This window comes from Pediococcus stilesii, from assembly GCF_001437075.1.
In the GTDB taxonomy this organism is placed as follows: domain Bacteria; phylum Bacillota; class Bacilli; order Lactobacillales; family Lactobacillaceae; genus Pediococcus; species Pediococcus stilesii.
Window position 1 is genome coordinate 34,694 of record NZ_JQBX01000009.1, and the last position, 20,637, is coordinate 55,330.

The 20,637-nt window shown below is 39.8% G+C and carries 19 protein-coding genes and 2 riboswitches; of the genes, 12 read left to right on the plus strand and 7 right to left on the minus strand.

The annotated features are described in order from the left end of the window. Positions 1-50: 50 nt before the first annotated feature. From pta to nagB, 3 genes are all read right to left on the minus strand, one after another. Positions 51-1,022, minus strand: a complete 972-nt coding sequence (gene pta, locus IV81_RS05130) for a phosphate acetyltransferase (protein WP_057802778.1) — start codon at positions 1,020-1,022, stop codon at positions 51-53. 4 nt (positions 1,023-1,026) lie between these two features. Next, positions 1,027-2,226, minus strand: a complete 1,200-nt coding sequence (locus IV81_RS05135) for an acetate/propionate family kinase (protein WP_057802779.1) — start codon at positions 2,224-2,226, stop codon at positions 1,027-1,029. A 374-nt stretch (positions 2,227-2,600) separates the two neighbouring features. After that, complete coding sequence (gene nagB, locus IV81_RS05140; protein ID WP_057802780.1) at positions 2,601-3,314, minus strand: glucosamine-6-phosphate deaminase; 714 nt, start codon at positions 3,312-3,314, stop codon at positions 2,601-2,603. A gap of 361 nt (positions 3,315-3,675) precedes the next feature. Beyond that, positions 3,676-3,787, plus strand: a riboswitch (TPP riboswitch). 88 nt (positions 3,788-3,875) lie between these two features. On the opposite strand from nagB, the gene IV81_RS05145 reads away from it, so the two are divergent. From IV81_RS05145 to IV81_RS05165, 5 genes are all read left to right on the plus strand, one after another. Next, entirely contained in the window at positions 3,876-4,172 is a 297-nt protein-coding gene (locus IV81_RS05145) for a thiamine-binding protein (RefSeq protein WP_057802781.1), read from the plus strand. Then, positions 4,144-4,911, plus strand: coding sequence for an ABC transporter permease (locus IV81_RS05150; protein ID WP_057802782.1), 768 nt, complete (start codon positions 4,144-4,146; stop codon positions 4,909-4,911). The genes IV81_RS05145 and IV81_RS05150 overlap by 29 nt, the downstream gene beginning before the upstream one ends. Beyond that, the gene (locus IV81_RS05155) at positions 4,904-5,911 is read left to right on the plus strand and encodes an ABC transporter substrate-binding protein (protein WP_057802783.1); all 1,008 of its coding nucleotides are present in this window, start codon (positions 4,904-4,906) and stop codon (positions 5,909-5,911) included. The genes IV81_RS05150 and IV81_RS05155 overlap by 8 nt, the downstream gene beginning before the upstream one ends. 24 nt (positions 5,912-5,935) lie before the next feature. Further along, positions 5,936-6,676: an ABC transporter ATP-binding protein gene (locus tag IV81_RS05160; RefSeq protein WP_057802784.1), complete on the plus strand. Its 741-nt coding sequence runs from the start codon at positions 5,936-5,938 to the stop codon at positions 6,674-6,676. Positions 6,677-6,750: 74 nt separating this feature from the next. Beyond that, a complete protein-coding gene (locus IV81_RS05165; protein WP_057802785.1) occupies positions 6,751-6,981 on the plus strand; it encodes a hypothetical protein in 231 nt (76 codons plus the stop codon). Between the two features lie 183 nt (positions 6,982-7,164). On the opposite strand, the gene IV81_RS05170 is transcribed toward IV81_RS05165, so the two are convergent. The 3 genes from IV81_RS05170 to IV81_RS05180 form a co-directional block, all read right to left on the minus strand. Beyond that, entirely contained in the window at positions 7,165-7,788 is a 624-nt protein-coding gene (locus IV81_RS05170) for an NAD(P)-dependent oxidoreductase (protein ID WP_057802786.1), read from the minus strand. Positions 7,789-7,859: 71 nt separating this feature from the next. Further along, on the minus strand, positions 7,860-8,852 hold the full coding sequence (dapF, locus tag IV81_RS05175; RefSeq protein ID WP_057802787.1) for a diaminopimelate epimerase: 993 nt from the start codon (positions 8,850-8,852) through the stop codon (positions 7,860-7,862). Further along, positions 8,849-10,231 (minus strand): aspartate kinase, encoded by a 1,383-nt coding sequence (locus IV81_RS05180; protein ID WP_057802788.1) that lies wholly within the window; start codon positions 10,229-10,231, stop codon positions 8,849-8,851. The genes dapF and IV81_RS05180 overlap by 4 nt, the downstream gene beginning before the upstream one ends. Before the next feature lie 109 nt (positions 10,232-10,340). Next, positions 10,341-10,521: riboswitch (Lysine riboswitch) on the minus strand. Between the two features lie 168 nt (positions 10,522-10,689). On the opposite strand from IV81_RS05180, the gene lysA reads away from it, so the two are divergent. From lysA to IV81_RS05215, 7 genes are read left to right on the plus strand one after another with little or no spacing between them, the layout of a single operon-like run. Beyond that, a complete protein-coding gene (gene lysA, locus IV81_RS05185) occupies positions 10,690-11,982 on the plus strand; it encodes a diaminopimelate decarboxylase (RefSeq protein ID WP_057802789.1) in 1,293 nt (430 codons plus the stop codon). A gap of 24 nt (positions 11,983-12,006) precedes the next feature. Continuing rightward, positions 12,007-12,717, plus strand: a complete 711-nt coding sequence (dapD, locus tag IV81_RS05190; protein WP_057802790.1) for a 2,3,4,5-tetrahydropyridine-2,6-dicarboxylate N-acetyltransferase — start codon at positions 12,007-12,009, stop codon at positions 12,715-12,717. Between the two features lie 19 nt (positions 12,718-12,736). Further along, positions 12,737-13,903 carry an N-acetyldiaminopimelate deacetylase gene (locus IV81_RS05195; protein WP_057802791.1) on the plus strand — a complete coding sequence of 389 codons (1,167 nt, stop codon included), beginning with the start codon at positions 12,737-12,739 and terminating at the stop codon, positions 13,901-13,903. Then, positions 13,896-14,813, plus strand: coding sequence for a 4-hydroxy-tetrahydrodipicolinate synthase (dapA, locus tag IV81_RS05200; protein ID WP_057802792.1), 918 nt, complete (start codon positions 13,896-13,898; stop codon positions 14,811-14,813). The genes IV81_RS05195 and dapA overlap by 8 nt, the downstream gene beginning before the upstream one ends. 2 nt (positions 14,814-14,815) lie before the next feature. Continuing rightward, complete coding sequence (gene dapB, locus IV81_RS05205; protein WP_057802793.1) at positions 14,816-15,583, plus strand: 4-hydroxy-tetrahydrodipicolinate reductase; 768 nt, start codon at positions 14,816-14,818, stop codon at positions 15,581-15,583. A gap of 11 nt (positions 15,584-15,594) precedes the next feature. After that, on the plus strand, positions 15,595-16,776 hold the full coding sequence (locus tag IV81_RS05210; protein ID WP_057802794.1) for an aminotransferase class I/II-fold pyridoxal phosphate-dependent enzyme: 1,182 nt from the start codon (positions 15,595-15,597) through the stop codon (positions 16,774-16,776). Position 16,777: 1 nt separating this feature from the next. Further along, complete coding sequence (locus tag IV81_RS05215; protein WP_057802795.1) at positions 16,778-17,827, plus strand: aspartate-semialdehyde dehydrogenase; 1,050 nt, start codon at positions 16,778-16,780, stop codon at positions 17,825-17,827. A 138-nt stretch (positions 17,828-17,965) separates the two neighbouring features. Here IV81_RS05215 and IV81_RS05220 read toward each other — a convergent pair whose 3' ends face one another. Next, positions 17,966-20,617 carry an MMPL family transporter gene (locus IV81_RS05220; protein ID WP_057802796.1) on the minus strand — a complete coding sequence of 884 codons (2,652 nt, stop codon included), beginning with the start codon at positions 20,615-20,617 and terminating at the stop codon, positions 17,966-17,968. Positions 20,618-20,637: the final 20 nt, after the last annotated feature.

A 20,637-nucleotide genomic window follows, 5' to 3' on the forward strand; every position in this document is an offset into this window, starting at 1 on the left:
ATGGTCTGACACCGGGATTTTTTACTATAAATATAAACCTTACCGCAAAATTAAATTTGAGCAGCTGTAATAATCGCTACTTTATATACATCTTCTTCACTCGCACCACGAGATAAATCGGAAACAGGTGCGTTTAATCCTTGCAAAATTGGGCCAATTGCTTCAAAGCCACCTAAACGCTGAGCGATTTTGTATCCAATGTTTCCCGATTGAAGCTCAGGAAAAATAAAGACGTTAGCGTGCCCTGCAACTTTGGAGTCCGGAGCCTTACTTGCTCCAACAGCTGGGACGAAAGCCGCATCAAACTGTAGTTCGCCATCAATTGGAGTTTTTGGATCGCGCTCTTGGGCGATTTTAGTCGCTTCACGGACTTTATCCACCATCTCGCCTCCTGCTGATCCTTTTGTGGAAAAGCTCAACATTGCAACTTTCGGATCAATGCCGAACAACCGAGCCGTTTCAGCACTTTGAATTGCAATTTCGGCCAATGTGTCAGCATCTGGATCAATATTAATTGCCGAATCACCAAAAACATAGCGTTCTTCATTCCGTTGCATAATAAATGATCCGCTGATCCGTCGCATTCCGGGCTTTGTCTTAATAATTTGTAGTGCGGGACGAACTGTATCTCCCGTTGCATGAACTGCGCCCGAAACCATCGCGTCTGCCTTGCCCAAAAATACTAACATTGTCCCAAAGTAATTCACATCTTTAAGCATTTCGATGACTTGTTCCTCGGTATTCTTGCCATTTCGGCGTTCAACCAGTTTATCCGTCATTTCCTTTTGATCACTTTCGGGATATTTCTCAGGATCAATAATTTGAACTTGTTCTAAACTTAAATTATTCTGTTTGGCTACCGCTTTAATATCTGCTTCAAATCCTAGTAAAATTGGTTTTACCAATTGATCTTCCGCTAAGCGAATTGCTGCCTTTAAGACTCGGATATCTTCTCCTTCCGGAAAAACAACCGTTTTATTTTGACCCTTAATCTTTGATTTTAAACTTTCAAATAAATCCAATGGATTAGTCCCCCATCTTTTTAAATTTTTCAACTTCGCGTGCAATTGCTAATTCTTCATCGGTTGGAATAACCATCACTTTAACTGCTGAGTCTTCCGTATTGATGAACCGTTCACCACGTTCTTGATTTAGTACATCATCCATTTTAACGTTAAAGATTCCCAATTTTGAAGTGATTTCTTTTCGCATTGGAACACTGTTTTCACCAATTCCAGCCGTAAACACGATTCCATCCAATCCGCCCATTTCTGTAGCGTATGATCCGATATACTTCACAATGTTATTAACAAACACATCAATGGCTGTTCGAGCTTTTTTATCTCCCTTATCGGCAGCATCAATAATATCTCGAAGATCTGGTGAAATTTCAGACAGACCTAACAACCCTGATTTTTTATTTAAGATAGTTAGCATATCTTCTGGATCCGTGATATTTAATTTTTCCATTAGATAAACAACTAGTGATGCATCAATGTCTCCTGAACGCGTAGCCATCGTAATTCCGGCCAAGGGTGTGAATCCCATTGATGTGTCGAATGACTTGCCATCCTTAATTGCCGTGATCGAGCTTCCGGCACCTAGATGTAATGTTATTAACTTTAAGTCTTCTAAGGGTTTCCCCATTATCTTAGCCGCTCGTTGTGAAACGTATTTATGGCTAGTCCCATGTGCGCCATACTTACGAGCACCGTATTTTTCATAATATTCATAAGGAATACTATATAGGTAATTTTTTTCTGGTAATGTTTCATGAAAAGAAGTATCGAAAACGGCCACACTTGTGATATTTGGTAAAATTTTCTTGAACGCTCGGATCCCAGTTGCATTGGCAGGATTATGTAGGGGTGCATACTCCTTTAAATCTTCAATTTCCTTTAAAACCTTGTCATCAATTAGAGCGGAGTCCTCAAAAATTTCTCCTCCGGCAACTACTCGATGTCCAACGCCGGTAATTTCATTGTAATCTTTAATAATGTCTAATTTGATCAGCTCTTGTAACAGTAAATCAACTGCTTCTTCATGATTTTCAATCGGTTGATCAATTTCAACTTTCTTCCCATCCGTTGTCTTAATTGTAAAATTAGACCCCGGAATTCCAATTCGATCGACCGCCCCCGAAGATATTACCCTTTCCTCAGGCATTTCGTATAATTTAAACTTAAGCGTTGAACTTCCCGCATTAATTGCAATTGTCTTTTCCACTAGTATCGCTCCTTCTCCTCATAATAGAAATTTATTCTAACTTATTTCTCAAAATAAATCTCTTATTAATTTATCGTTAAGATAATCAATTCTTAATAAGCGCCATGTTACCAATCATCTTACTTCTTGAAATGTACCATAAAACTGTTAAATATGGTTACATTTCGGTCCTAATTATCCCATCAATTATAGATTTATCATATGCTGTGTGGAAAACGTTTTCAACATTTTTGAGTTTTTTTTAACTAATAATAACCTCAAACTCAATTAATTAATGCCGTTTAAACAATTTATTATCACTGCATAATTAATAACAAAAAAGCCTCAAAACCATCAACTACCTGGTTTTGAGACTTATTAAATACTATTTTTTATTAATATTTACCTTCAAGTTTGCTTGCAGCAGCTTCATCAATAATAACTGTTACGTTATCATGATTTTGTAGAACGCTGGCAGGAAGGTCTGTTGTAACAGGTCCTTCAATCATGCCCTTAATTGCGTCAGCTTTATCTTCACCAAATGCTTCGATCAAAATATGTTTACTCTTCATGATTGAAGCAAGTCCCATTGAAATTGCAAAACGTGGAACATCTTCTTCATGTTCGAAGAAACGCGCATTAGCATCGATTGTTGATTGAGTTAATGTCACCTTATGTGTCTTGCTATCAGCAGGTGTTCCAGGTTCATTAAATCCGATGTGTCCGTTACGTCCAATTCCAAGAATTTGTAAATCAATTGGGTTATCATCAATAATTTGATCATAATGTTTTGCTTCGGCTTCAATATCTTCTGCACGACCATTAGGCAAGTATGAATGCTTGAATGGCTTTGCGTCGAACAAATTCTTGTGCATGAAGTAATTATAACTTTGGTCGCTACCCTCTGGTAAACCAACATATTCGTCCAAGTTAATTGAAATTGAATCAGTAAAATCTAAATCACTTTTAATGATTTCTTGGTATGTTGTAATTGGTGTACTACCAGTTGCCAAACCAAATGTTTTAGCACCATTCTTCTTTGCATCAGCAAATAGTTGGTATCCTTCTTTTCCACCTTGTGCGTTATCTTTAACAATAATAACCTTCATGATATTTCTCCTTTGCATTTTTGGTATAGTCCAATTATAAAATGGTCTAAACCAAAATGCAAGACTTTCGCTCAAAAAAATTTTATTTTTTGTTATCCACTTACGGCTTCTGATTTAACGGATATTTAGATTTGTTCAATAATAAGGCGTTGTTAATTTTTTTCAATTTGAATCTAACAGAAATGTCTATTAGAGCACCTATTTTCTCGTTTTGTACATAATGCTAACGTTTAACACTGTTAAATCAACCTCTTTTAATTATTTGTTACTTCATCTTCATCAATCAGTGCTTGTGAATTTATAAACAATAAAATTCTGAACGCACTTTTTCTTTACTTCTTTTTTATTTAAGATATACTAATTTCTGTAACAGGGGTGCTAGGCTCGACCTGGCTGAGATTAAAACTATTCGGTTTTTGACCCTCGAACCTGATATGGATAATGCCAGCGCAGGAAGATCATTTTTTACGTTTAAAATGTTTATTTTCTAGATAAACAAAAGCTGGCTTGCATAAGGTCGGCTTTTTTTATTTAAATTTTTAGTTATACGGAGGAATTACAATGGATACAAGTGTAGCAATTCAAGTTTTACCAATGATGGAAGACGAGGAGAAGTTAGTTGCAGCGGTTGATAAGGCCATCGAATACATTCAATCAACGGGTGTTGACTATCAGGTCGGTGCTTTTGAAACAACCATTGAAGGTAACTACGATCAACTGATGGACATTGTTAAAAATATTACCAAAATTACTGCTGATGCTGGCGCACCTCAAGTAATGTCTTACGTTAAGATTAATTACAAACCAGAAGGACAGGTTCTTGGGATTCATGAAAAAACTGACAAATACCAGCATTAATTTTTTACCCCTTGTTGCAATTGCATTAGTTCTAATCGTTTGGCAAATAATCAGTGCCCTTCAGTTAATTCCAGAATTTTTACTGCCATCGCCACTGTCTGTTCTACAAGCTTTTGGAGATGACTATCAAGCACTTTTTTCAAATTCACTTGTGACACTTTCAGAAGCCTTTTGGGGATTATTTTTTGGCGTTGGCATTGGAGTTATTTTGGCCCTGATTATGGATATTTTCCATCCGATTTATAAAGCGCTTTATCCGTTGCTTGTCATTAGTCAAACAATTCCGACGATCGCAATTGCACCGCTATTAATACTTTGGTTTGGTTATGGTATCCTTCCCAAAGTTGTTCTGGTAGTGGCGACAACGTTCTTTCCAATTGCAGTCGGGATGTTAGATGCTTTTCGTTCTACCGATCAGGATTTAATCACCCTGATGCGCACGTTGGGTGCTAACACACCCAAAATTTATTTTTATATCAAATTTCCAAATGCACTAGATGCTTTCTTTTCGAGTTTAAAAATCTCCGTTTCATATTCGCTTGTCAGTGCCGTTGTTTCTGAGTGGGTCGGTGGCTTTGACGGATTAGGAGTCTATATGACACGGGTAATGAAAGCATATGCCTACGACAAAATGTTTGCCGTAATCTTTTTAATTTCGCTTTTGAGCCTTTTTTTAATCTTAATTGTGAACTGGATTCAATATATTATCACGCCTTGGAGGAGAACCAACCATGTTTAAACATAAAAGAATATTAACTTTACTCGCTTTACTACCAATCGTTTCATTTTTGCTAGCTTCCTGTGGAAAAGCTAAAACCGCTACTAAAAATCAAACGGTGACCGTTGTTTTAGACTGGACACCAAACACAAATCATACTGGACTTTATGTTGCAAAGGAAAAAGGCTATTTTAAAAAGCACCATTTGAATGTTAAGTTCGTTCAACCATCAAAAGATGGGGCTGAACAAATCGTTGCCAGTGGAAAAGCTCAAATTGGTATTTCAGGCCAGGACACGCTGGCTGGAGCAATTGCTAAGAAAAATCCTCTGCCACTAACAGCGATTGGAACAATCCTTCAGCATAATACTTCAGGGATTATGTCACGGAAAGCGGATGGCATTACAAGTCCTAAAAAAATGGAAGGATACCGTTATGCAACTTGGAATCTTCCAACCGAACTAGCTACGATTAAGCAAGTCGTTAAAGATGATGGCGGTGATTTTTCGAAAGTTAAAAAAGTTCCCAACAACATCACAGACGAAGTTGCTGGACTAAAATCTAAAGCAGCAGACGATATCTGGGTCTTTTATGGATGGGCTGGCATTAACGCTAAGGTAAAGAACTATCCCGTTAATTACTTTAGTTTCCGTTCCATCAATCCCGTTTTTGACTATTACACACCAATCATTATTGGAAACAATAGTTTCTTAAAGAAGAATCCAACCGTCGCAAAAGAATTTATGGCCGCAGCAACCGAGGGATACAAATACGCAGCGAAAAATCCGAAAGCTTCAGCTGACCTCTTAATGAAAGCTGTTCCCGAGCTAAAGAGCGATCAAAAGTTAATCTATGAAAGTCAAGATTACTTATCCAAATATTATTTAACTAACTCTGGCAACTTTGGAACGATTGGTTCAAAACGCTGGAATGCATTCTACACTTGGCTTAGCGATAATAAACTCGTCGATCAAAAATTAACCAAGGACCAAGGATTTACCAATCAATATTTACCAAAATAGTATTTTTATCAAAGGAAAATAATCATGACCGAATTATTAGTTCAACACGTTGACCAAAGTTTTGATGGTAAACAAATTTTAAATGATGTCTCACTTTCGGTTAAAACAAACGAAATTGTTTCGATTCTCGGCGTCAGTGGTATTGGAAAAACAACCCTTTTTAACGTCATTGCTGGAATTACTCATCCCCTAGATGGCACGGTTGTTTTTAATGGCAACGACATAACCGGAGAAGCTGGTCATCTTGGTTACATGCTTCAAAAAGACCTTTTACTTCCGTTTCGAACAATTATGAATAACGTCATTTTGCCGGATTTAGTCAAAGGTATTTCTAAGAAAGACGCCATCAAGCGTGCAACCCCCCTCTTTGAATTTTTTGGTTTATCAGGATACGAAAATAAATATCCTAATGAACTATCTGGGGGAATGCGTCAGCGAGCTGCGTTGTTGCGGACGTTTCTTTCAACTAAGGATCTGACCCTTTTAGACGAGCCGTTCAGCGCTTTAGATGAATTAACTAAGCGTGGAATCTACCGATGGTACACCGATATAAGTCGCCAGATGCAGAATTCAACCCTTTTAATCACGCATAGTGTTGACGAAGCCATCACTCTTTCAGACCGAATTTACATTTTAAGCGGAAAGCCAGCGACTATTTCACATGAAATTAAAATCACCTCGGAAGAACGTAATAAGCCAGATTTTGAATTAACCTCGGACTTTATTAAATATAAGAAGGAAATTTTAAACATTTTAAATGTATAATTTTTATCCTTTTTAGTTGTTGATAACGCTAACATCGTATATAGTTAAGTTATTAAGATGAGGAGGTGGACTTTATGAGTGAAACAATTTTATTTAATCCTGGTGATTCTATTGGTAATTTTCATGATTATAATGAAGCCGTAAAAAAAGGACATTTATTCAAACAAAAACAACGTCCTAACGATGAGCTTGTGGTCGTCACCGATCCGGCTAAAAACGAAGAATATGCAATTTTCTACGTTAAAGATCGGAAACACGAAAAAAGTGATGAAAACATTCCTTACGATGTTAATAAGCATCTGTAGACGATCAATCAAAGCTTTTATTTAATATTTTGAAATTTGAACGAATTATTATAGAGCTAAAAATGGAGTCATGACCGGTATTAATACCTGTGTCATGACTCCATTTTTAATTATAAATCATACCTTAAACTAGCTTTTATTCGTAGCTGCGCTTCGTTGACCGACTAATCTAGTTCGCTATTTTTACCATACAACACTTAGGTGTTCTCGATTATGGTTGTTATTTTCAATCTCATCGACCATCGCCACCGCATAATCCGCATAACTAATTTCGCTTTTACCCTCACTATCGGTCATTAACATCTCGTTTCCTAAAGTATAATGGCCTTTTTTATCGCCTGTTGGTTTAAAGTTGGGTGCTGGACTAATATACGTCCAATTTAACTGATCTTGATTCTCTAATACTTCAAGGCCACGCCCCATCATTGTAGAAGTCGGTTTAAACGCTTCTGGGAAACCAGGTGTTTCGTACAAATGAGTAATGTGATCATCAACATATAAGCTACCAGCTCCGCCGACAAAGAACAGTCTGACTGTGGTTCCCGTTAGAATTTCAACTAGGTGCTCGGTTGAAGTTAAAAACTTAATTTCTTCACCAGCCGGAGCTTTAAAAGCGTCCACAACAACGTCAAAATCTTGTAAATCCTGTCGAGTTAAATCGAATAAATCCTTCTTTAAAACTTTAACATCTTCATTAATTTTTGAAGGATGCCGGACAATTGCCGTTACATCATGTCCACGGCGCAATGCTTCCTCCATAATCATGTGCCCCGCTTTACCGCCTGCTGCAATAATTCCAATTTTCATTTGTCTCCACCTCACTTGGTTTTGACTTCAGCATAACTGGAATCAAATTATTTCACAAGCATTTAGTTCATCTAGAATGAATAACTTGGAAGGGCCTTAACAAATTCTTGATACGACTCTTCTTCACCAGTTTCCACAATTTTAGCTTTTTCAAAATGATTTTTTCGTAATTGTTCTTCATTAATTTGGATTTGATGGGTAAAGGTGGCATTTCCAATCAAATCAATTTTATATTCCCCGTCATCCTGTCGTACCCGAGTTTGGACCATCCCACCAGGATTATAAACGTTATTAACCGTATTAACTCCGGTTTTTCCATCATTAAGTAACGTCCAAATTACACTAGTGGCGGCCATCCCCGTTCCGCAAGCATTCGTAAAACCAACTCCCCGTTCATATGTCTCAACAAAAATTTGGTTTTGACCAATTACCCGACCAAAGCTAACGTTAACACCATCTGGAAACCACGGATTTTGTTCGTTAAACCGCTGTCCCAGCTCCCCTAACTTTGTCTTGTTTAAAATTTGATGCGGTTCTTCAATCGCAATTAAATGTGGATTCGGTACTGCAATTGCGGAAAACTTAATTGTCTCGTTCAAATCGACAACGTTAGAATGAATTAACTCACTACGGCCAGCCGCATTCATTGGTAACGCACTTGTTTCAAATCGAACCGGGGAAATTTCAACGTGGTACGTGGCTACTCCATTGCCAAGCGCTGGTGCTCTTCCGACTTGTAAATCCGCTTCGGCGGTCTCAACAAGAAATTCATCTTTATCATACTTTTCGCCAAGGTAGCGGCTTACCGTTCTGAGGCCATTACCACACATACTAGCGATGCTACCATCGCTATTGATCACTCGCATTCGACCTAAAGTGTTTTGATGGACACCGTCATCAACGACTAATAATCCATCTGCTCCACCAAGAATTCCAGCGGAACCATCCGTTATTTTAACCGCCGTTTGAATAAGTTCTTCTTCTGTTAACGGCCGTGACAATTGATTCTGATCTAACAAGAAAAATGTATTTTCTGATCCATGCACTTTGAGTAAATTAATCATTGCTCCACCCCCACCTTTGATTCAAAGAATTCTTTATAGATCTGTCTGACCGCCTGATCGGCTTGATTCTGGTGCACACCGAGCATGGTCGAAATCCGTGAAGCACCTTGATTAATCATTTGAATTCCAATTTGGTCACGAGCCAACGCGTCAACAATTCGATCAACAATCCCCACCTTATCTCGCATGCCTTCGCCGACAATCATTAAAATTGCATAATCATCAATCCATTCTAGTTGATCCGTTTGCAATTCTCGGTGAATATCTTCCAATAAATTAGGTAAGATTGCGTTTGAAACCTGGTTTTTATCAAAAATAATTGTTAGATCATCAATTCCAGAAGGCATATGCTCATAACTAATCCCGTAGCGATACAAAATCTGTAAAAGTTTTAAAGTGAAACCAACCTCACGATTCAATAAGTATTTATGTAGATATAAAGCTGCAAAATGATTGGAACTTACTACCCCGGTAATTTCGCGATCCGATCTAAAATTTTGTTCAGGTTCAATTAACGTTCCTGGAAGTGCCGGATGATTGGTATTTTTGACCACAATGGGGATTTGGGCCTCGATGGCTGGAATAATTGCCTCATCATGAAACACCGAAAATCCTGCATAAGACAGCTCACGCATCTCACGATATGTCATCTCCCGAATCGAATGCGGATGCTTAACCACGTGCGGGTTAGCGGAATAAATCGAGTCTACATCAGTAAAATTTTCATACATTTCAGCCTGAAAGCCTCGTGCCAAAATAGCTCCGGTTATGTCAGAACCACCGCGTGAAAAAGTACATACCTCGCCCGCATCGTTATAGGCATAAAAGCCCGGAACGACAATGTAATCGGTGTCTGATAACAGGTTCGCGCTTACATCCTGAATTTTGGAATAAGAATTCTGATCTAAAATAGCGTTATTGTAGTCGCCGTGAACCGTTATCCCAAGTTCACTTGGATCAACAAATCGGGCGCTCATCCCCTGAGCTTGGAGAACCTCTGCCATCAAAATTGCATTGAGGTGTTCACCAGCCGCCTTAAAATGTGCTAAACGGGCCTTTCGATTTACATAATATAAATTCACTAGGTCACTCAGATACTCTCGAATGGGTTCAAATCGTTGATCAGAAACCTTAAAGGCCTCAGCAATCGCCTGATAACGTTCAATTATCAACTGTCGAGCCAAAGATACCTCATTTTCGTCTCCATTTTCATACTTGATCAATAGATCCGTTACTTTAGTGTCACTTGGAAATCTCTTTCCTGGTGCTGATACTACAATAACGCGCCGATGTTGATCTTGACTTAAAATATCAAGCACCTTTCGATATTGCGTAGCATCTGCCAATGAACTTCCACCAAACTTTACAACTTTTACCATGCTAGACTCCTTTTTGAGGTACTAGCTTTCCCATTAATCAATATAAAAACGCCCATCTCCAAAAAAGACGGGCGCTAGCAACTTTTCAGTATACTAAAATCATTGATTCGATTTGAAAAGCACCCCGCTATTATAAAATAGCGACAGTCCTTGAAATATTCTTTCAAGACCCAACGGTTATCGCAGAAGGTACGCTAACCATTTCGGCGGATCATCCTTTCACTGGGCTTCATCGGATCCTTCATCCTCTTCCTCAGTTACTTTTAATCTCCGCAACCTCTTTTTTAATTTAAAACCCATTATACTCGTTCGATCTTAAAATGCAAAAAATAAATTTAATTTATTTCAGTTCTACTATATGCCATTTTAAAAGGCCAATTCGTTATAAAATCATGCTTGACGGACTTAAATTAATATTATAAGTTTATGGCAAATTAATTAGATAGCGAGCTGATAAAATGAGTTTATATTCGACAAATGGTGACAATCAGGTTGTAATCGGCAATCTTCCTGCCACTCAACTGGCCAAAAATTATGGAACTCCACTACAAGTTTACGACGTAGATTCGATTCGCCAACAGATTCGAGCTTTTAAGAACGAGTTTACAAAAAAAAACATCTCAGGAACAGTCAGTTATGCCTCTAAAGCGTTAAGTATTAAGGCCATCTATCAAATCATTGAAGAAGAAAATGCGCATGCCGATGTCGTTTCTGGTGGTGAACTTGCAACCGCAATTGCGGCCGGGTTTCCCGCGCACAATCTGAGTTTTCACGGAAATAATAAATCCCGTTTTGAATTAGATTACGCAATTAAAAATGGAATTGGAATGGTCATTGTGGATAACTTTCACGAATTAGATCTCTTGGATCAAGTTTTGAAAGTCAACAATGCCCACGTTAACATTTTAATTCGGGTTACACCGGGAATTTCGGCACATACCCATGAGTACATTCAAACTGGTCAAGCCGACAGTAAATTTGGCTTTGATATTCACTCTGGTCAAGCTGATCATGCACTACAAATTGCGTTAGCAAACAAACGAATCAATGTTTTAGGAATTCACGCCCACATCGGGTCACAAATTTTTGATACGCAGGGGTTCGAATTGGAATCACAAAAACTAATCCATCTCCTTTCCAATTGGGAAGAAAAGTATGATTTTACGGCTCAAATTTTAAACATTGGTGGTGGATTTGGAATCAAGTATACCAATGGTGATGATCCATTGAAGCCTGAAGCAATTTTAGGTGATGTTTTAGATCATATTCAGCATGAATATGATTTGTTACAAAAATCCGTACCGTCAATTTGGATTGAACCTGGTCGCGCCATTGTTGGTCCGGCAGGCTATTCGCTTTACACCATTGGATCTCGAAAAGATGTTCCTGGTCTACAGCCCTACTTAACGGTTGACGGCGGCATGGGTGACAATCTTCGCCCGGCACTTTACCAAGCGGAGTACGCCGCCGTTTTAGCCGAAAATCCAAATGCTTCAAATTACGAGACCGTTCATTTAGCTGGTAAATACTGTGAATCTGGAGACATTTTGATTGATCATCTTAAACTCCCCCAAACTAAACCTGGTGACACCATCGTAATCTTGGCGACCGGTGCATACGGATACTCAATGGCTAGTAATTATAATCGTAATCCTCGTCCAGCCGTTGTTTTCGTTGAAAATGGCGAGGCTAAAATGGTGGTCAAAAGAGAAACATTTGCCGATTTAATTCAAAATGATCTTGATTATTAAAAAACATGAAGGGAACTAAATCTTATGAGTAACTTAGACGCACAATCAATTATTCGAACCATCGCAACGTCGAAAAAAAAGACTCCAGCACGTGTTTATGTCTCCGGAGAAGAACTAGACCAATTGAAAATCCCATCTGAAATTGAGGCTTACCTTTCACCAAGTTTTGGAGTCCTCTTTGGTGATTGGGAAGTGATCGATGCCTTTCTAAAATCGGCGGCTCAGATTTCAAATTACCGTGTTGAAAATGACGCCCGTAATTCTGCGGTGCCCCTTCTTGATCTAAAGGAAATTAACGCCCGTATCGAACCCGGAGCCATTATCCGGGAACAAGTTGTGATTGGTAACAACGCCGTCATCATGATGGGCGCCATTATTAACATCGGAGCAGAAATTGGTGATGAAACCATGATTGATATGGGCGCGGTACTGGGTGGACGCGCCATCGTCGGAAAAGCTTGTCATATTGGTGCCGGAGCTGTCCTTGCAGGTGTAATTGAGCCAGCTTCTGCCAAACCCGTCACAATCGACGATCACGTTTTAGTTGGCGCCAACGCCGTCATTATCGAAGGTGTCCACGTTGGTTATGGAGCCGTTGTTGCGGCGGGAGCAATTGTGACAAAGGACGTTCCAGCAAATACCGTAGTGGCCGGCGTCCCTGCACGGGTAATTAAAAACGTTAGTGATGGAACTGCCCAAAAAACAGCATTGGAAGAAAGTCTACGCAATTTATAAAAATAAGGGAGGAACTTGAATGCAAACCAACTTTGATAATTTAGTCCAGATTCGACGTTCTTTTCATCAAATTCCTGAATTAGCTTTGAAAGAATATGAAACACACGCGTTAATTCTAAAAATCATTAAAAGTTTTCCACAGGACTATCTTGAATTTAAAAATATCGATTCCATGCCAACCGCCCTTTTAGTCCGAGTTCGTGGTTCAAACCCCCATCGAACAATTGGATATCGGTGTGACATTGATGCACTTCCGGTTACTGAAAACACCGGTTTGAAATTCTCATCCACGCATGCTGGGATAATGCATGCTTGTGGACACGATCTTCACATAACCGTTGCCTTAGGAATTTTAAGACACTTTTCCACAAGTCAACCTGCAGATAATTTAGTGTTCTTCTTTCAGCCAGCCGAAGAAAGTCAAAGTGGTTCCGTATTGGCATTTCAGTCTGGAGCGTTTACTCAAGAATTCCAACCAGATGAATTTTATGGTTTACACGATACTCCCCTCTTGGAAGCTGGTACGATTGGCTGTCGGATGGGAACCCTTTTTGCTGGAACAACCGAAGTAAACATTACTTTAAGCGGTAAAAGTGGTCACGCGGCTTATCCCCAAAACGCACAAGACATGGTCGTTGCGCAAGCGTACCTAATTACTCAACTTCAAAGCATTGTTTCTCGCAACGTCGATCCAATTGAAGGTGGAGTATTAACGTTTGGAAAAGTCACCTCTGGAACAATTCGAAATGTAATTGCCGGTCAGGCCGTCATTGAGGGGACCATTCGTGGGCTAACGCAGGAAATGATTGAATTAATTCAAGAACGGATTCGTGTGATTTGTGCCGGAGTTGCACTGGCCCTCGATTGTAAAATTGATGTCCAACTCAATCAGGGCGGCTATTTTCCCGTTCAAAATAATTCAGCTTTGACCAAAATCTTTATCAAGTTTATGCGAAATTCAAAAAATATCCGGTTTGAGGAGACGCCACCCGCAATGACCGGCGAAGACTTTGGCTTTTTATTAAACCAATTTCCGGGGACGATGTTTTGGCTTGGGGTCGGTCCAACAAGCTCATTACATTCCGCAACTTTTAATCTAAATGAACAAGCAATTCAACCTGGAGTGAACGCCATTATTGCATTTTTAGAAGATCGAATGAGAAAGGAGCACCCGTCAAATGTTTGAAAACGCAGACCTCATTACCGCCATTATCACGCCCTTCGATGAAAAACTACATATCAACTTTGATGCACTAGCAAAACTAACCAATCACCTTCTGGACACAGGGAGTACGGGATTCGTTATTGGCGGAACTACTGGTGAAACACCTACTCTGACCCACGATGAAAAAATAGAACTATATCAAAGATTTGCTAGCATTGTTAACGGTCGTGTACCAATTATCGCTGGTACTGGCTCAAATAACACGCTTGAAACGATTAAATTTACAAATGAAGTTGCTCAAATTAAGGGCATCAATGCCGCATTGGTTGTCGTTCCGTACTATAACAAACCTAATCAACGCGGGATGATTGCTCATTTTAAGGAAATTGCTAGTCACTGTGACATTCCGATCTTTATCTACAATATTCCAGGAAGGGTTGGTGTTCAGATGGATAATCAGACCATCCTTCAACTTTCAAAAGTTCCAAATATCATTGGCATTAAGCAGTGTACCAATTTAGAGGATCTTAGTTTTCTAATTGAAAACATCCCTTCCAACTTCGCTATTTACACTGGAAATGATGTTGAAACATTGGGGGCTTTGGCACTCGGAGCACAAGGTGTCATCTCCGTAGCCAGTCACGTCTACGGTAAACAAATTCGAAAGCTACTTAATTCTTTAAGACAGGGTGACATCACGTTAGCTGGAAATCTTCAACGCTGGCTAGAGCCCAAAATGAATGCACTCTTCATGTACCCTTCGCCTTCTCCAGTAAAAGCAATTTTAAACGCTCAAGGTTTTAACGTCGGTTCAACTCGACTACCGATTTTGCCACTTAACCAAGGTGAAATAAAACAGTTAGCCCAACGCCTAGCGGTTGAAAAGCTTTCTTCCATCGCCTTAAATCAAATTGATCAAGAAAGGAACTGACAATGAATACTCCAAACAAAACCGTTATTATTGCCGGGATCACGGGTGCCATGGGGCAGCAAGCCGCTGAACTAATTGGCACACTACCCGACTTCACACTTGTCGGTGGTTTTGCACCCCACGCCACTCCACAAGCTAAACCAAATTTATTGATCACTAATAAAATTGAAGAACTTCCTCCGGCTGATATTTGGATCGATTTTACCGTTCCTAGCGTCGTTTTTAAAAATATCCGCTATGCAATTAGTCATGGTTATCATCCGGTTGTTGGAACCACCGGTCTGACAGCTCAAGAAGTTCTTGAACTACAAGAAATGGCTCTACACGATCATCGTGGTGGCTTGATTGCACCAAACTTTGGTTTATCAGCCGTCTTACTAATGAAATTTGCCAAGGAAGCTGCCCAATATTTTCCTGACGTTGAAATTATCGAAATGCATCATCCGGGCAAAAAGGACGCCCCTTCTGGAACCGCGATTGCAACCGCAAATGCAATTAACGCCAACCGAGACCTTTCCTCGCCCTCTAATAGTACTGAAACCATTGCTGGTGTACGTGGTGGTCAAGTAAATGGGATTCCGATTCATTCAGTTCGTTTACCAGGATATGTTGCCCATGAACAAGTTTTATTTGGTGCTCCCGGTGAAGCACTCACCATCCGCCAAGATTCATTTGATCGAAAGTCGTTTATGGCTGGCGTAAAGCTCGCCTGCCAAAAAGTTACCACGTTACAATCACTGGTCGTCGGACTGGAAAATATTTTAGATTAGGGGAACTGCTCATGCCAGAACTTGCAACTATTTTACAGAATAAAACTAGACCTGAAATTTCTTCCATTGGTCGATCAGCCATTCGCCAATTTGATCAGGAAATTTCCGATATACCAGGAATTTTAAAATTAACCCTTGGTGAACCCGATTTAAATACGCCCGACCACATTAAACGAATCATGATTAATGCAATTAATAACAATGAGTCCCACTATGCGCCCTCGGCAGGGCTTCCAAAATTAAGACATGCTGTTAGCAAGTATTTAGAAGATTCCACCATGGTTAAATATGATCCGCGTTCTGAGGTATTAATTACAATTGGTGCTACTGAAGCCATCTATGCCACCATGCAAACCATTTTAAGCGCCGGAGACGAGGTAATCATCCCCACCCCAGTCTTTCCGTTGTATACCGCTGTCGCTACCACAATTGGAGCGCGACCCATTGAAGTTGATACATCGGCAACTAATTTTTTATTGACTCCCGAAACTTTGAAAGAGGTTTTAAAACGGCATCCTTCGGCTAAAATGGTAATTCTTAACTATCCAACCAATCCAACTGGTGCAACATATTCACAGTCTCAGTTACGCCAACTGAGTTCAGTTATTCAAGTTTCACAACTTTTCGTCATGGCCGACGAAATTTATTCTGAACTCTGCTATGGTGATCCGCATTTTTCGATTGCAAGTCTACTACCAGAGCGAACGGTCATAATCAATGGCATTTCAAAATCTTACGCAATGACTGGTTATAGAATTGGTTACCTAGCTGGTCCAGCTCCACTGATCAAAGATATCTTAAAGTTGCATGGATTTATGGTAACCACCGCTCCAACTAGCATCATGGAAGGTGCAACAGAAGCGCTCCTTCGCGGGCAAAAGGATATCATATCAATGCGCAAAAAGTATCAAATTAGACGTGACTATCTAATCCCCGAATTACAAAAACTTGGCTTTAGGACCTCGAACGCTGAAGGCGCGTTTTATCTTTTTGCCAAAATTCCGGATTTTTTAACCCAAGATTCAACCGCCTTTGCTCTCCAACTTGCCCGTAAAGGAAAATTAGCAATCATCCCCGGTGCTGTATTTGGTCCTGGTGGCGAAGGCTATATTCGTTTTTCATATGCAGCATCAATGACTAATCTTCACGAGGCCGTCCAACGCCTTACCAAATTCATTCAGGAGGAAAAATAATATGTCAGCAATTAACGTCGCCATTCTCGGAGCCACCGGTGCGGTCGGCACCCGTATGATTGAACAACTAGAACAATCTGAAATTAAAATCAATCAGTTAAAGCTTCTGGCTTCTCCACGTTCGGCCGGTAAAACAAAATCGTTTCGAGGCACAACGTATACCGTGGAGGCCGCAACTCCTGAATCCTTTGTAGACATTGATCTTGTCTTATCTTCAGCCGGTGGCGCGGTCTCAAAAAAGCTATTGCCTTTTGCCGTAAAAGCCGGCGCAATTTGTATTGACAATACCAGTGCCTTTAGGATGGATCCCAAGGTTCCATTGGTTATTCCCGAAGTAAATCCTAATGATCTCGATTGGCATCAGGGCATTATTGCCAATCCCAATTGCAGCACCATTCAAATGCTGGTTGCTCTTGCACCTTTAGATCAAAAATACGGTTTAAGACAGATCGTTGTTTCAACTTATCAAGCCGCATCTGGGGCGGGACAGTCCGCTTGGAATGAACTATTAGATCAAGCCCAACAACATCTAAACGGAAATCCAGAGACAGCCAGTATTTTACCTGTTAGTGGTGCTCCAAAACATTACCCACTTGCCTTTAATTTATTACCTCAAATTGATGTTTTTGAGGATGATGGCTATACCCACGAAGAATGGAAGATGATTCATGAGTCCAAAAAGATTCTTCGTCACGATATGGACAATCCAGATCTCAAAGTCACCGCAACTTGTGTCCGGGTTCCTGTTCCCGTGGGGCATGGTGAATCGATCTACTTTAAGCTAAATCAAAATCCGACCGTAACGGACTTAAAGAAAACATTAGAAGCTGCGGCAGGCGTAACTTTACAAGATGATCCCGCCAATCAACTTTATCCACAACCAATTACAGCTGAAGGTCAACGTGATACTTTTGTTGGTCGTATTCGACCTGATTATGAAAATCCTGGTAGTTATAACTTTTGGGTCGTGTCCGACAATCTCCTAAAGGGAGCCGCTTGGAATGCCGTTCAAATTGCGGAAACCTTATTACAACGTAATTTATTAGGCTAGTCTCCCTCCAATCGACTTTAATTTAAACATTTAAAAACAGCATGAATTGCGACAACCATTACGTTGTCACAGTCCATGCTGTTTTTTAATAGGCATCCCATTTAGCCCTAAAAATATTTTGGAATAACCCCATTTACACTATTTTTTATACGTTAATTTAATTAAGCTACTGTTCATCGTTGGAATTAAGAATGCTAAGATTACCAATCCGCTAATTACTCCAATCGCGACTTGCGTCAAGGTTAGCACACCTGCTGGAATCAATGCCGCAAAGGTTCCGCCAAGAATAATCGCTGCTGAAATAACAACTGTCCCAATTAATCCCGCGGCCTTGACAATTCGGTCACCAGGTTGATCACCATCAAATTCCCGATACTTCATCATCAAAAAGATACTGTAGTCAACTCCCAGTGCTACTAGCATCACAAACGTAAAGAATGGCACGTTCCAACCTAAAAGACTTTCGCCTAAAAGAGTGCTACTGATAACACGGGTAATTCCAAGTCCGCCAACGTAGGCGAGTAGTAACGAAGCAATGATATAAAATGATTGGAGCACCGAGCGGGTAACAAACATCAGCGCAATGGTGATTCCGATCAACATAATTGCCGAACTTCGAACAAAATCTTGGTTAGCAATGCTTGAAGTATCCGACGTCTCAGAAGTCTGTCCGCCAATTGAAACACTGGCATCCTTCAAAGCCGTTCCTTTAATGCTATTAGTAATCATTGTTTCTAAGTTTTCGACTTTTTTAATCGATTTTGCCGTCAGCGGATCCGAATCTAACACAACCGTTATTTTAGCAACCTTTTTATTTGAGGAAAGATATACATTCTCTGACTTCTTAAAAGTATCACTCTTCAAAACGGCATCTGGAACGAACAACGTATTCGACGCTGACGAATCTTGCAATTGTTTTAAATAATCATTGGATTTAGTTAACCCGTCATTTAGTTCACCAATGCTTCCACTTGCAGTTGCCATTTGCTGTTGTTTAGATTGAAGATCATTGCCCAACGATTGCGCATCACTGCCGATTGTTTGAGTATACTGAGCAATTGCTTGAAGCCGCGATTGCATTGAACTCAACGACGCACTTTGTTGGCTGGCTGCTCCGGCCAAAATAGAAATTTGCGTTTGACTTAAAGGCTGTCCCGCAGCGGTCATTTTCTGCTGCAAGGCAGTTATTAACTGCTCACCGTTCGCTGAATTTCCGCCAGCTGCTTGAATGCTCTTTAGCTCTTCACCAATTAATGTTGCTTTTGCTCCAATATCCTGAAGCTGGGTGGCATCAAAATTACCCGCCGATAGTCCATTCTGTAGTTCACGAAGACCATCTTGTGCCTTGGCGGTTTGCGATGTTAGTGATTTCAATTGATCGTTAACGTACAGTTGATCAATTTTCTCTCCACCAGGTTGAGTAACCGACGCAACCGTTTTGATGCCTTTGACGCCTTGAATTTGATTTGTCACATTATCGATCACGCGCAAATCGCTTTCGTTATCTAACGTCTGCTTACTCTTAATGTAAATTGTAGTTGGCTCCGCAGTTCCTTTACTAAAGTGCTTTTGAATCGTTTTGAATCCCTGTTTAGAAGAATAATTAGAAGGAATTTCAACAACAGTATCATAATTTAACTTATTGCTGTACCCAACAATCGCCGGAATCGCTAAAATGCCAATTATGCCGATTGCCAAGATTGGATTTTTTGCGGAACGACTGGACAACCAGTGCCACAGTCTACTATGGTTGGATTCCGTTGCATTATGACTTGGCCAAAAAACTCGATTTCCCAAAACAGACATAAAGAATGGATTAACCGTCAATAGAACGGCTAACAAAATTGCGACACCAACTCCAACGCCGGCAGCCGACCGGTAAATTGAAAACTTGGCTAGCGTTAATGTTAAGAATCCTAGCAAAACGGTACTACCAGAGTAAAGAATGGTTTTCCCAGCAATTTTTATGGAATGCTTAGTTGCCGTCTCTTTATCCATTCCTTCAATTAGGTCGTTTTTAAACTGGTTATACAATAGAATATTGTAATCCGTTCCAATTCCAAACATCACCACGACCATAAACACTTCGGTAAAATTGGAAATTGTGAAATTGGTATATTTTGCTAAATTCATCACTGCCGATAATGCAATTATAAATGACAGGCCCACGGTTCCTAATGAAATTAAAGGAACAATTGGCGAACGGAATACCCAGATTAAAACAATCAAGATGAAGACAATGGCAATCACTTCCGTCTTTTTCAATCCTGCTTCAATTGCAACGGAAAAATCATCATTTAAAATATCTCCACCTGTAACATACGTCTTAACGCCACTCGTTTTTACGTTTTGAGTCAACTCTTGATTCATTTTCCGAACTGAATCTCGTTTTCCCACATCAAGTTGGACAATTTGGGTCGTTTTATCATCAGAAATTAACTGCTTTTTAGTCGTTGAACTATCATTGGGGGCTGTAATCCCCTTAATGTCATACTTATGCTTGTTATTTTTTAATTCATCAATCGTGTGATTAATCTTTGACTGCTGCTTCTCACTCAAAGCTTTATCATCATTATTAAATACCACAACAACTTGTCTCGTGTTGCTAATCTTATGACCCCAATCTTTTTGAATCATTTTAGCTACTTGACTCTTTGCCGTCTCTGGAATTTTAGTCTGTCCTTTGTCTGCTACCAATCCTGAAATATTGGGTAACATTAATATTCCTAAAATTAAAACGGCTAGCCACGCGATTAGCTTAGCAATATTTTGTTTAATATACTTACTCACTTTACTCTCTTCTCTCTTAC